This window comes from Pseudalkalibacillus sp. Hm43, assembly GCF_054170705.1.
Map to the genome: position 1 here is coordinate 2,972,500 of NZ_CM135129.1, position 13,340 is coordinate 2,985,839.

Here is a 13,340-nt window from a genome sequence, read left to right on the forward strand (position 1 = left end):
AACTCTAGTTGAAGAAAGGTGGTCCTTAAAGGATGCGTAAACCGATTATCGCAGGAAACTGGAAAATGCATAAAACGCTCGAAGAATCAAAAAGCTTCGTTAAGGAAATCAAAGAATTGATTCCTTCAGAAGAAAAAGTCGATTCTGTCATTTGTGCACCTGCTTTATTCCTGAATGCCCTTGTAAATGAAACAGCTGAGACGAAACTTCATATTGGGGCACAAAACATGCACTTTGAAGAAAGCGGCGCATTTACGGGTGAAATCAGCCCACATGCACTGAACGATATGAATGTTGAATATGTGATTCTCGGACACTCTGAACGTCGTGAAATGTTTGGTGAGACGAATGAATCCGTCAACAAAAAAGTCCACGCTGCCTTTAAGCATGACCTTGTACCAATCGTTTGTGTCGGGGAATCCCTCGAACAGCGTGAGAACAACGAAACGAAGCCTCACGTGAAAAAGCAAGTCGAGCAAGCGCTAAGCGGATTATCTGAAGAGCAAGTGCCTACCGTCGTCATTGCGTATGAACCGATCTGGGCGATTGGAACTGGAAAATCAGCCACTTCAGAAGATGCTAACGAAGTTTGTGCTTACATCCGTACAGTGGTTGCAGAGAAGTTTTCTCAAGAGATTGCGGACCAAGTGCGTATCCAGTACGGTGGAAGTGTGAAACCGGAAACGATTGAAGATCTTATGAGCCAATCCGATATCGACGGTGCACTTGTTGGTGGCGCAAGCTTGAAGCCACAGTCTTTCTTACAGTTGTTGGAGGTTGTTCATAATGGCTAAAAAACCAGTCGCACTCATCATTCTTGATGGGTTTGCGTTACGGGATGAAACAGAAGGGAATGCGGTCGCCCAGGCGAACAAGCCGAACTTTGACCGTTATTGGAACGAGTTTCCGCACGCCCAGCTACAGGCATGTGGAGAAGCGGTCGGACTTCCGCCCGGCCAAATGGGGAATTCCGAAGTTGGGCACTTGAACATCGGTGCTGGACGAATTGTTTATCAAAGCTTGACTCGTGTGAACCTTTCCATTAAAGAAGGCGAATTCTATGAAAACCAAACTTTCTTGGATGCGATGGATCACGTGAAGAAGAAGGATTCAGCCCTTCATGTTTTCGGACTGTTATCCGATGGCGGTATCCACAGTCATATCGATCACTTATATGCGTTGCTGAAGCTGGCTGAGGAAGAAAACGTTGAAAAGGTCTATATCCACGGATTCTTGGATGGACGTGACGTTGGTCCACAATCGGCAAAAGGGTATATCTCTGCGCTACAAGAAAAAATGAACGAGTATGGTGTGGGTGAAATCGCAACCCTATCTGGTCGTTATTATGCGATGGATCGTGACAAGCGTTGGGATCGTGTGGAGCGGTCGTACCGAGCGATGACTTACGGTGAAGGCCCATCGTATACGAATCCGATCGAAGTCGTTGATGATTCTTACAAAAATGAAATCTACGACGAGTTCGTCCTTCCTTCTGTCATCACGAAAGACGATGGATCACCGGTTGCGACGATTAAAGACGATGACGCGATCATCTTCTTCAACTTCCGTCCCGACCGTGCAATCCAAATTTCTCAAGTATTCACGAACGACGACTTCCGTGGTTTCGATCGTGGAGAAGGTCGTCCGGAAAACTTGCACTTCGTCTGCTTGACGCAGTTCAGTGAAACGGTCGATGGTGAAGTGGCATTCAAACCGACGAATCTCGATAACACACTCGGAGAAGTTCTTGCTCAGCAAGATTACAAGCAGCTTCGTATTGCGGAAACGGAAAAGTATCCGCACGTGACTTTCTTCTTTAGTGGCGGTCGTGAAAACGAGTTCCCGGGTGAAGAGCGAATTTTAATCGACTCGCCGAAAGTCGCAACATACGATTTGAAGCCTGAAATGAGTGCGTATGAAGTGACGGACGCATTGCTCGATGAACTGAATGCGGACAAGCATGACGTGATCATCTTGAACTTTGCCAACCCGGACATGGTCGGACACTCAGGAATGCTTGAGCCGACGATCAAAGCGGTCGAAACGGTTGATGAGTGTCTCGGTAAAATTGTCGATCTTATCTTAGAAAAAGATGGAGCAGCGATTATCACAGCTGACCACGGAAACTCAGATGAAGTCATCACGAAGGAAGGCAACCCGATGACAGCTCATACGACGAACCCTGTACCTGTCATCGTGACGAAGAAAGGTGCGAAACTCCGCGAAGATGGAATTTTAGCGGATCTTTCACCGACTGTTCTTGACCTTCTCGGAGGTAAGCAGCCGAAAGAAATGACAGGAAAAACACTGATTAAATAAACCTATACTTTTTTAAAAATAAGGAGATGAATGTAATGCCATCAAGTATCATTAACATTTTTGCTCGTGAAGTATTAGATTCTCGTGGTAACCCAACAGTAGAAGTAGAAGTATGGCTAGAGTCCGGCGCTCGTGGACGCGCACTTGTACCAAGTGGAGCTTCAACTGGTGAGTACGAAGCAGTTGAACTACGTGACGGTGACAAAGACCGTTACCTCGGAAAAGGCGTATTGAACGCTGTAAACAACGTAAACGAAGTGATCGCTCCTGAGCTTGTCTACTTCGACGCGCTTGATCAAGTGGCAATCGACAAGCAATTGCTTGAGCTTGACGGAACAGAAAACAAAGGTAAGCTAGGCGCTAACGCAATCCTTGGTGTATCCATGGCAGTTGCTCACGCGGCAGCAGATCACCTTGGTGTACCGCTTTACAACTACCTTGGCGGATTCAACGCGAAATCTCTTCCAACACCAATGATGAACATCTTGAACGGTGGAGAACACGCGGACAACAACGTGGACATCCAAGAATTCATGGTTATGCCAGTTGGCGCGGAATCCTTCCGTGAAGCGCTTCGTGTCGGTGCTGAAATTTTCCACACGTTGAAAAAAGTATTGAAGGAAAAAGGCTTGAACACAGCTGTTGGTGATGAAGGTGGATTCGCTCCGAACCTAGGATCCAACGAAGAAGCAATCTCTACGATTATCGAAGCGATTGAAAAAGCAGGATACAAGCCTGACGAAGAAGTGAAATTGGCATTGGATGTTGCATCCTCTGAGCTTTATAAAGATGGCAAATATCATCTATCTGGTGAAGGTGTTACGAAAACATCTGAAGAAATGGTTGCTTGGTACGAAGAGCTTACTTCGAAATATCCGATCGTTTCCATTGAAGATGGTCTTGACGAAAACGACTGGGACGGATGGGAAAAGCTTACCGCTGCTATCGGAGACAAAGTACAGCTTGTCGGTGACGACTTGTTCGTAACGAATACAGCGAAGCTTTCTGAAGGTATCAAGCGTAACGTTGGTAACTCCATCTTGATTAAAGTAAACCAAATCGGTACGTTGACAGAAACATTCGACGCAATCGAAATGGCGAAGCGCGCTGGATACACTGCAGTCATCTCTCACCGTTCTGGTGAAACAGAAGACAGCACAATCGCTGACATTGCGGTTGCGACAAACGCTGGACAAATTAAGACGGGTGCACCATCTCGTACAGACCGTGTAGCGAAGTACAACCAGCTTCTACGTATCGAGGACGAGCTCGACTACGCTGGTTACTACGCTGGAAAAGACGCATTCTACAACATCAACAAGTAAGTTATTTAAATAAAGCAACACACATTCAGGGAAGTGGAAGCACAACTGCTGATCTGAATCATGCAAGGAAGAACCCCGATTGGACGGCCGCCAATTGGGGTTCTCTTTTGTTATGGGAGTGCCGCCAGGTACCATTCTGAACCCGTTGCGACGCAACGGTTCTGAAACGGTACCTGACACTAAAGGTCGAAAGTCTCGTTACATGTCTTCGTTGTCGGCATGTACATCGCTTCGTTGGGGCTCGATCCCACTGTCGGCTTGTTCAATGAGCATATCGAGCGGTTGGAAGGCATCACTTTGGACGGTGAATCCTGGGTTCAGGTTCGTCGCCGTTTGCAATTCTTTATTTTTTTCGATATTTGGATCTTTCTTTGTCATTGCAGAACACCTCCATATTTCTAATATGGTTTCCTCTGAAAAAATTATGTTCATCATCATTTACCATGACATTTAGGCAATACTAACCGTAACAGGAAATCGGAGGAGTTTAGATATGACACTTGTTCGTCTCGGATATGTCGCAATGGCGTTGAGCCTTCAAAATGCATCCCCATCCCAAACGATGACCATCAAAAACTTCAACAGCATTCAGAACAGGGATGCGGCGATGTTGAAGCTCGAGCGGATTACGAGAGCCAATCTTCATAACACGTTGAGAATCCTGCGTCATAATGCGGCACATGACATCCAGTTTTACCGAATGACTTCAAGACTCGTTCCCTTGGCAACCTATGAAGAACTTCCGGATTGGAACTACATGGATGCCATTACCGAAGAGCTTCATGATATCGGTGAATTTGTAAAAGAAAAAGACATGCGGGTCGATTTCCATCCGGACCATTTCGTGCTAGTTAACACGCCGAAAAAAGATGTGTTGAAGATGACGGTGAAAACGCTCATGCTGCATAAACGTTTGTTGGATGGAATGTCTATAGACCCGACACATCGATGCGTGCTACATGTTGGGGGAATGTATGGAGACCGGCAGATTGCACTGGAAAGGTTCGTTGATAACTGGATGCTCATTCCGACAGGTGTTCAAGAAATGATTATCCTTGAAAACGACGACAAGTCCTTTCATCTGGAAGACACTTTGTATTTATGTGAAAAGCTCGGTGTGCCACTTGTTTTCGATTACCACCATCACCTCGCACACCATGAAAACGAACATTGGGAAGAAGAATGGGAGCGGGTCGTGAAATCGTGGTCGACTTCACCCTTACCGGTCAAGATGCATATCTCAAGCCCTAAGAGTGAAAAGCAATTTCGTTCACATGCAGACTATGTCAATGTTGAAATGTTCATGGACTTCTTGAATCAGATCAAAGGTAGCGTCGATCAGATCGACTGTATGATTGAAGCGAAGAAAAAGGACGAAGCCCTCTTCCAACTTATGAGAGATCTGAAGGATCATCCGAATGTCGAAATCGTTGACGGCGCGAGCTTTTACGTGAAGTAAAAAAGACCTACAGTGCCAGGCACTATTCATGAAGTACTGGTACTGTAAGCTATCCGAAAAGTGCCTGGCACTGACCAATAACCTTTGCTGCGCTTGAGATTAAAAATGGTACCTGGCACGATCTCAAATTTTGTTGAAACAGTCAGCTTCGTTGTGGTACATTTAAAGTACTGGATTTGTGTCGCTGGAGGTGGATTAACGTGGAAACATTCTTGATGGTCTTATTAATTATTAATGCGATTGCCTTAATTACGATTGTGGTACTTCAATCTGGTAAGAGTGCTGGACTTTCCGGTGCGATTACAGGTGGAGCGGAGCAATTGTTTGGAAAGCAGAAAGCACGCGGAATCGACGCTGTCTTCCAAAAGGCAACGATCATTCTAGCTGTACTATTTTTCATTCTTACGATTCTTTTAGGTTACGTATATTAATAAAACGACGAAGAACAGCAAGTTTCCACGCTTGCTGTTTTCTTTATTTTCAGGTTACATAGATGTGATGTCTAGCTTAGCGCCAAGTCACTCGGATCACTTCAGACCTCCTGTGGCGGCGACAGCCTCCTCGTCGGTCTTCCAGTTCCCTACGTCTAGTAAGGCCCTTCGACTAAAAACATCACGTCCTGTGATATCGTCGAAGTCAGCACATCCATGTGCAAGTCATGGCGCTTCCGCTTTTCTTATGTACATACGTTTTAACGATTCCGACAAGGGGCAAACTATAAGAAAGAATGAAGGAGTCCGAGCGATGATCGGTTGTTTATGTCTCCACGGATTTACCGGAAGCCCTTATGAGGTGGAGCCGCTTGTCCGATATTTAAAAGAGAACACAGATTGGCTCGTCGAGTCGCCGACTTTTCCGGGACACGACACGGGTGGCCGTATGGAATATGTTCCGTTCGAGGAATGGATCAAGACCGCTGAAATGGAACTAAGAGCCCTTGAAAAGCGATGCGATACGATTTATCTCGTCGGGTTTTCAATGGGTGGAATGATTGCGGGTTACCTTGCCTCATCCCACAAAGTCGACAAGCTCGTTCTCATGAGTGCCGCTGCTTATTATGTAAGTCCTCGTCAGCTTTTCGAAGATATCAAAACGATGATCCTCGATTTGTTCAAGGGAAAGATCACAGAGAACGAACTGTTCCAGCGGTATCTTCGGAAGTTCAGAACAACCCCGATGTCGATGACATACCAATTCAAAAAGCTCATTTACAATCTGCGCCCATATATAGACAAAATCGAGACACCCACACTGATCCTGCAGGGAGAATGTGATGGGGTCGTTCCGAAGAAAAGCGCGCAATACATTTATGATACGATTCAAAGCGACCAAAAAGAGCTCGTCTTTTTACCACAATCCAAACACATCATTTGCCATGGTATGGAGCAAGAAGACGTCATTCAACACGTCTTTCACTTTTTAACAGATAAAGAAGCAGTAGATCTAAAAGGAGAGGAAACATCATGAAAATCGTGGCACCAAAACCATTTTTCTTCGAAGGTGGAGACCGGGCAGTCCTTCTGTTGCATGGGTTCACAGGAAATTCAGCCGATGTTCGCATGCTCGGCCGATACTTACAAAAAGAGGGATACTCTTGTCTGGCACCACATTATAAAGGACATGGCGTACCGCCTGAAGAGCTCGTCCATACCGGTCCTGACGACTGGTGGAAGGACGTTATGAACGCATATAATGAGCTGAAAGACAAAGGCTATGAAGAGATTGCTGTCGCTGGCCTGTCACTGGGAGGCGTCTTCTCACTCAAGCTCGGCTACACGGAACCCATCAAAGGGATCGTTCCGATGTGCGCGCCTATGTATATTAAAAGCGAAGAGGTCATGTACGAAGGTGTGCTCGAGTACGCAAGAGAGTACAAAAATTACGAGGGTAAAACGGATGAGCAGATTGAAGAAGAGATGGAAGAATTCAAAAAGACGCCGATGAACACATTGAAGGCGCTCCAAGAGCTCATCTCTGATGTCCGCTCGAACATTGATATGATTTATACACCTACATTCGTGGTACAAGCAAGACACGATGAGATGATCAATACAGACAGCGCGAACATCATTCATGACTCAATTGAATCTGACCAAAAGAGCTTGAAATGGTACGAAGAATCTGGCCATGTCATCACGCTCGATAAGGAAAAAGAACAGCTTCATGAGGATGTGTTGGAGTTCCTAAACTCACTAGACTGGTCAAAATAATGAAGACAATACTTAAATCAAAAGATATAGACAACATTGAAGGAGGGATACAACCATGGATCAAGAAAGAATTTTAGCATTTATGAGAGAAGAAGCCTATAAACCATTGACCGTACAGGAACTGGAGCAAGAGCTCGGGTTAGGAGATGCGGAAGATTTCAAAGAACTTGTCATTACGTTGAATGATATGGAAGAGAACGGTGACATCGTCCGGACGCGAAGTAACCGATATGGTGTCCCAGAGCGGATGAACCTCATCAAAGGAAAGCTTCAAGGTCATGCGAAAGGATTTGCGTTTCTCATCCCAGAACAAAAAGGGGAGAAAGATGTCTTTATTTCGCCATCTGAGTTGAATGGTGCAATGAATGGAGACACGGTGCTCGTCCGGATTTCGAGCCGACCTGGTGACCAAAAGCCAGAAGGAACGGTCATCCGAATCGTCGAGCGTGGCGTAACGGAAGTGGTCGGAACCTTTATAGATAGTAAAAGTTTCGGATTTGTCGAAGCGGACGATAAGCGTATTCCGAACGACATCTTCATCCCGAAAGAAGCCACAAACAACGCGGTGGATGGCCATAAGGTTCTCGTCAAAATCACAGGATACCCGGAAGGTCGTTCCAGTGCGACAGGTGAAATCATTGAGATTTTAGGCCACAAAAACGACCCTGGCGTCGATATTCTATCCATTATCTATAAGCACGGATTGCCGAGAGATTTTCCGGCAGATGCGATGGAGCATGCGAACTCCGTTCCTGATGAAATTGACCCTGATGATCTGCATGACCGCAGAGACTTGCGGGATGAAACGATCGTCACGATTGACGGTGCAGATGCAAAGGACCTGGATGATGCGGTTAACGTTGTAAAGCTTGATAACGGAAACTATAAGCTAGGAGTGCATATTGCGGATGTCAGCCATTATGTGACAGAAGGATCTCCGATTGATGTGGAAGCACTTGAACGTGGGACGTCTGTCTACCTCGTAGACCGGGTCATTCCAATGATTCCGCATCGTTTGTCCAACGGGATTTGTAGTTTGAATCCGAAAGTCGACCGGTTGACGCTTTCTTGCGAAATGGAAATCAATGCGAATGGTGACGTCGTCAATCACGAGATTTTCCAAAGTGTCATTCGCACGAATGAACGGATGACCTATACTGACGTTCGTAAAATTTTACTTCGTGAAGACGACGAAGTACTAGAACGTTACAAGGATCTCGTCCCGTTCTTCGACTTGATGGGCGAGCTCGCAGAAATCCTTCGTAAGAAGCGCTTTGAACGTGGCGCAATCGACTTCGATTTCAGTGAAGCCCGTGTGCTCGTTGACGAAGAATCGAAGCCAGTTGATGTCGTTTTACGTGACCGTACTGTCGCGGAAAAGCTGATTGAAGAGTTCATGTTAGCAGCGAATGAAACGGTTGCCGAACACTTCCATTGGATGAATGTCCCGTTCATGTACCGGATCCACGAAGACCCGGATGAAGAGAAGCTCACGAACTTCCTCGAGTTCATTACGAACTTCGGTTATGTAGTTCGTGGATCAGCGAATTCCATACACCCTCGTGCCCTTCAACAGATTTTAGAAGAAGTGCAAGGGGAACCGGAAGAAGCGGTCATCAGTAAGGTTATGCTACGTTCGATGAAACAAGCTCGTTACGAGCCTGAAAACCATGGCCACTATGGTTTGTCGACGGAATTCTATACGCACTTTACATCACCGATTCGTCGTTACCCGGACTTGATTGTTCACCGTCTCATTCGAACTTACCTCATTCAGAAAAAAGTGGATGAGAAGACGAAGAACCACTGGGGTGAACGATTACCGGAAATCGCACAGCATGCCTCTGAACGGGAACGTCGTGCGGTTGATGCCGAGCGCGAAACTGACGACTTGAAAAAAGCGGAATTCATGCAAGATAAAATCGGTGAAGAATTTGATGGGGTCATCAGTGGCGTCACGAACTTTGGATTGTTCATTGAGCTGCCGAATACGATTGAGGGACTTGTCCACGTCAGCTACTTGACGGATGACTATTATCACTTCAACGAACAGCAGTATGCAATGATTGGAGAACGTACCGGGAATGTGTTCCGAATCGGAGACGAAATACAAATCCGAGTGCTCAATGTTAATGTAGAAGAACGAGCAATCGACTTCGAAATCGTCGGAATGAAAGCTCCAACACAGAGACGACGCAAAGAGAGTTCACGTGTCATCAATAGTGGTGGTAAGAGTCCGACGAAGGAAAAGAAGCGAAATGATAGACGAAATGACAAAGAGGGATCATCCCGTAAGAAGAAAGGCAACAAACCTTTCTACAAGGATGTTCAAAAAAAGAAAAAAGGTAAAAAGAAGAAGAGGTAATGAACAGATGAGAGGGCGTCCATTCGGGCTTCCTCTTCTGTCTATCCAAGGGTGGATTTCTTGACTTTTTTTGACCTTTGTTGATAAAATGTATCATGCAGTTGAAAGGGGAAACGAAGCTATGGCACGTAATGAAGGGAATGCAATCGCACAAAATAAAAAAGCTCGTCATGATTATGCAATTGAAGAAACGTTCGAAGCTGGTATGGTTTTACAAGGAACAGAAATCAAAGCCATACGTGCAAGACGTGTTCAATTGAAAGATTCCTTTTGCCGTGTTCAAAACGGGGAAGTCTTCCTTCATAACATGCACATCAGCCATTATGAACAAGGCAACCGTTACAACCATGATCCGCTTCGAACTAGAAAACTGCTGTTACACAAGAAAGAAATCAATAAATTGATTGGTGCTTCTAAAGATCCTGGATATTCGATTATCCCATTGAAAATGTATATCAAAAACGGAGTCGCGAAGGTCCTAATCGGTGTCGCAAGAGGTAAGAAGAAATACGACAAGCGTGAAGACCTGAAGCGTAAGACGGCGAAACGTGAGATTGAGAAAGCTTTCCGTGAACGCCAAAAAATGTAAGTATCTGTAAGATCATTAACAATATAGCTTCTATATGCTATAATAGATGTTGTCGCCAGTTAGGATAGTAAGATTTTAAAGCAACTACCGAACACTCCTTTTATATGGGGACGTTACGGATTCGACAGGGATAGGTCGAGCTTAAGTTGCGAGCCGAGGGGGTCGGCCTCGTTAAAACGCCAACGCCTATAACTGGCAAAGAAAACAACAACTTCGCACTAGCTGCGTAACAGTAGCTTTGCGGTTCCTCCCTGCATCGCCCATGTGCTAGGGTAAGGGACTCACTTATCAGTGGGCTACGCCGGATTCCACCGCCTGAGGATGAAGGAAGAGAACAACCAGGCTAGCCACACGGAGGCCTGTCAGTAGGCTGAAGTGCTGGCGAAATGCTAATATACTGACTACGCTCGTAGAAGCTTAAGTGCCGATATTTCTGGACGTGGGTTCGATTAGTAAATAGTCGCCTTTTGTGGCAACACAAAAGTGATAACCCGGCTTAATCGGTGAAACCTAAGTCGCTTTAGCGATAGGGCAATGCCGAGCGGTATGTGGAGTAATCCAACAGCCGTGTATCGACTTATAGGCTACCTAAAGGGTAGTACTAGGATACGGAATACTACTTGAAAACAAGTAAAAATTACATTTCGTATAATACGCCGGGGGACCTGATCAAACAGGTTCAAGATATAGTCAGTGCCATGACGAAAGCATGGAACAACATGTCCCACCGTCTCCACCATACATAAAACTATGGTGGTTTTTTTATGGAGTTTTTTATAATTTAAAGAAATCTTCCTCGAACTTCAATTTCCTCGCGAGTACATCTTTTACGTATTTTCCATTCCTTGGTGTGACTTTATCATAATTATCTAATATCCAGGCAGCTCGCTTTCTTTTTTGATCAATTCTCAAGTAAGGTAAACAAGATTGTAGGACATAGAATACCTCTTTTTTTATTTTGATATTTAAAATGAATGAATTTTTATGTTTAGATGGGTTGTAATTTTTCTTACTGTAAAGGTAACCTCCTGCGACAGACTGGACATATGTAAGCAATTCTAAATCTGTAGAAGCAATTGTTATTACAGGTCTACGGTGTTCATTGGCATGCATCCTAGTTAAAATGATGCTCCCCTCACCGTCAATAACACCAGCAATATAAGCGGCTTCCAATTCCTTCATCACATATTGCTCCTCTCCCAAAAATAAGAACGTTCGTTCTTATTTATTGTGCCATTAATTTACTGAATTTAGGGAGAAGTGTATTTAATAAAAAGAGCACATTTATCTCTAAGAGATGAATGTGCTCAATGGTGTTTTAAAAAAAGTGGCTAAACTCCACTTCTACTATAAGAGTTCAACAGTGAGTGCTTTTTTATGCGTTGTTCTTATCCTGGTGTGTTTGCTCCAACAAAGTATCAAGCACTTGCTTTCGCAAGTCCTCATTCAGAGGTGCAAGCCCGAATATCTCTGAAAACCATAACCCGTCTGCTGCCAGTCGGAGGATGGTAGCTTGAACGGGATCTAAACCGTCATGTGCAATATTATCCTGCCAATTGGCGTACGTTTGTTGCAACGGTTTTAGCAAATCAGGATTAATACCTTGAGCAGCTAGCATTCCTGCACTGGTTTCTGTATTCTTCAAGCTTTGATCATAAGTCGCTTTGATAAACGCTCTCGTCCACTTGCCTTCGCGATTGATATCTTCATAAACTGCCTTTTCCACGTTCGTACGGTAAATATTGTTCATGTGGAGGACAAGCCCCTCCACCAATGCTTCTTTACTTCTGAAGTGATAAAGAAGTCCACCCTTACTCACTTGTGCTTCTTCCGCTACAGCATCAAGAGTCAGTGCATCAATACCACGATTATGGACGATCAATGCTGCTGCTTCTAATATTTTGTGCCGTTTTGATTCTCTTGGCATGAAACTATACCTCACAGACTTTTTGGATTTCTCCCAACATCATATCACTCGGCCTAACTGTTTTCAATTTAATCCCTTCATTTCCCTCTATAATGGTGTAGTAATAAGGACATACCTGCCTAAACGAACGTTCAAAATGGATAAACGAATCGAAAAAAAATCCCTTTTCTGGGTTGAAAGTAAACAGTCCAGATGGTATAGTTTCAACTGGATTTGAAATACAAAAACGGAACGAACGAGAAGGAGGAAGTGAACATGAAAGGGAAAGTATTGTTAACATCAGCGGTTACGGGAGCAGGAGAAACAACACAAAAGAATCCTCATGTTCCAGTGACACCAAAAGAAATTGCAGAATCAGCGATAGAATCAGCAAAGGCAGGAGCGACCGTCGCACACGTACATGCTCGTGACCCGAAAACAGGTGGCATCAGTCACGATATCGAACATTATCGTGAAATCGTCGACCGAATCCGTGAATCGGAGACAGATGTCATCATCAATATCACGTCAGGTGGGGGAGGAGACTTCATCCCAAGTCTTGCAACGCCAGCTGCTGGTGGAGATGGAACAGACATGCAAACGCCTGAAGAACGACACCGACCAGTGGGTGAACTTTTACCGGAAATGTGTACGTTGGATTGTGGAAGTACGAACTTTGGCAACATGATCTACATGAGTCCGACAGATTGGTTGCGCGATCAGGCAAAATTAATCCAAGAAAGCGGTGTGAAGCCAGAGCTTGAATGCTTTGATACCGGACACCTTCGTTTTGCGAAGCAATTGATTAACGAGGGTCTGATTGACGGGGACCCGATGTTCCAATTCTGCCTCGGGATTCCTTGGGGAGCTGAAGCGGATGCAGAAACGATCCTATATATGAAAAATCGCCTGCCGGAAAATGCACATTGGTCAGCGTTTGGCATCGGACGGATGCAAATGCCGATTGCAGCTCAATCTGCATTACTCGGTGGAAATGTCCGTGTAGGACTGGAAGACAACATCTACCTCAGTAAAGGTGTCATGGCTAGAAATGAACAGCTCGTTGATAAAGCCTTTACGATGCTGGATGGACATGGACTGGAACCGATGACGCCACAAGAGGCACGTGAGTATTTACAGCTTAGAAATCCACATGGAGGGAAATAA

13 protein-coding genes and 1 other RNA gene are annotated in these 13,340 nt (G+C 45.0%); 11 read left to right on the forward strand and 3 right to left on the reverse strand.

The window, feature by feature from the left end; translation table 11 throughout:
- The first annotated feature begins 32 nt into the window (after window positions 1–32).
- Genes tpiA through eno form a run of 3 tightly spaced genes read left to right on the forward strand, consistent with a single transcriptional unit; the run spans window position 33 to window position 3,644 of the window.
- Window positions 33–794, forward strand: a complete 762-nt coding sequence (gene tpiA / locus ACXQIQ_RS15490; RefSeq protein ID WP_439301468.1) for a triose-phosphate isomerase — start codon at window positions 33–35, stop codon at window positions 792–794.
- A complete protein-coding gene (gpmI, locus tag ACXQIQ_RS15495) occupies window positions 787–2,319 on the forward strand; it encodes a 2,3-bisphosphoglycerate-independent phosphoglycerate mutase (protein WP_439301467.1) in 1,533 nt (510 codons plus the stop codon). The genes tpiA and gpmI overlap by 8 nt, the downstream gene beginning before the upstream one ends.
- A 35-nt stretch (window positions 2,320–2,354) precedes the next feature.
- Window positions 2,355–3,644 (forward strand): phosphopyruvate hydratase, encoded by a 1,290-nt coding sequence (eno, locus tag ACXQIQ_RS15500; protein WP_439301466.1) that lies wholly within the window; start codon window positions 2,355–2,357, stop codon window positions 3,642–3,644.
- Between the two features lie 198 nt (window positions 3,645–3,842).
- On the opposite strand, the gene ACXQIQ_RS15505 is transcribed toward eno, so the two are convergent.
- The gene (locus ACXQIQ_RS15505) at window positions 3,843–4,022 is read right to left on the reverse strand and encodes a hypothetical protein (protein WP_439301465.1); all 180 of its coding nucleotides are present in this window, start codon (window positions 4,020–4,022) and stop codon (window positions 3,843–3,845) included.
- A gap of 115 nt (window positions 4,023–4,137) precedes the next feature.
- Here ACXQIQ_RS15505 and uvsE point away from each other — a divergent pair, with 115 nt between their 5' ends.
- The 7 genes from uvsE to ssrA all read left to right on the forward strand — a co-directional run bounded on the left by uvsE (window position 4,138) and on the right by ssrA (window position 10,719).
- Window positions 4,138–5,103 carry a UV DNA damage repair endonuclease UvsE gene (uvsE, locus tag ACXQIQ_RS15510; protein ID WP_439301464.1) on the forward strand — a complete coding sequence of 322 codons (966 nt, stop codon included), beginning with the start codon at window positions 4,138–4,140 and terminating at the stop codon, window positions 5,101–5,103.
- 215 nt (window positions 5,104–5,318) lie between these two features.
- Entirely contained in the window at window positions 5,319–5,534 is a 216-nt protein-coding gene (gene secG, locus ACXQIQ_RS15515; protein WP_439302008.1) for a preprotein translocase subunit SecG, read from the forward strand.
- A gap of 313 nt (window positions 5,535–5,847) precedes the next feature.
- Window positions 5,848–6,570 (forward strand): alpha/beta hydrolase, encoded by a 723-nt coding sequence (locus tag ACXQIQ_RS15520; RefSeq protein WP_439301463.1) that lies wholly within the window; start codon window positions 5,848–5,850, stop codon window positions 6,568–6,570.
- Window positions 6,567–7,313, forward strand: coding sequence for an alpha/beta hydrolase (locus ACXQIQ_RS15525; protein WP_439301462.1), 747 nt, complete (start codon window positions 6,567–6,569; stop codon window positions 7,311–7,313). The genes ACXQIQ_RS15520 and ACXQIQ_RS15525 overlap by 4 nt, the downstream gene beginning before the upstream one ends.
- A gap of 55 nt (window positions 7,314–7,368) precedes the next feature.
- Entirely contained in the window at window positions 7,369–9,678 is a 2,310-nt protein-coding gene (rnr, locus tag ACXQIQ_RS15530; protein WP_439301461.1) for a ribonuclease R, read from the forward strand.
- A gap of 121 nt (window positions 9,679–9,799) precedes the next feature.
- Window positions 9,800–10,267: an SsrA-binding protein SmpB gene (smpB, locus tag ACXQIQ_RS15535; RefSeq protein WP_226547188.1), complete on the forward strand. Its 468-nt coding sequence runs from the start codon at window positions 9,800–9,802 to the stop codon at window positions 10,265–10,267.
- 114 nt (window positions 10,268–10,381) lie between these two features.
- Window positions 10,382–10,719, forward strand: a transfer-messenger RNA (tmRNA) gene (ssrA, locus tag ACXQIQ_RS15540).
- Window positions 10,720–11,041: 322 nt separating this feature from the next.
- On the opposite strand, the gene ACXQIQ_RS15545 is transcribed toward ssrA, so the two are convergent.
- Window positions 11,042–11,449, reverse strand: coding sequence for an LAGLIDADG family homing endonuclease (locus ACXQIQ_RS15545; RefSeq protein ID WP_439301460.1), 408 nt, complete (start codon window positions 11,447–11,449; stop codon window positions 11,042–11,044).
- Between the two features lie 193 nt (window positions 11,450–11,642).
- Window positions 11,643–12,194 carry a TetR/AcrR family transcriptional regulator gene (locus ACXQIQ_RS15550; protein WP_439301459.1) on the reverse strand — a complete coding sequence of 184 codons (552 nt, stop codon included), beginning with the start codon at window positions 12,192–12,194 and terminating at the stop codon, window positions 11,643–11,645.
- A gap of 255 nt (window positions 12,195–12,449) precedes the next feature.
- Between ACXQIQ_RS15550 and ACXQIQ_RS15555 the strand changes: the two genes are divergently transcribed.
- A complete protein-coding gene (locus tag ACXQIQ_RS15555; protein WP_439301458.1) occupies window positions 12,450–13,340 on the forward strand; it encodes a beta-keto acid cleavage family enzyme in 891 nt (296 codons plus the stop codon).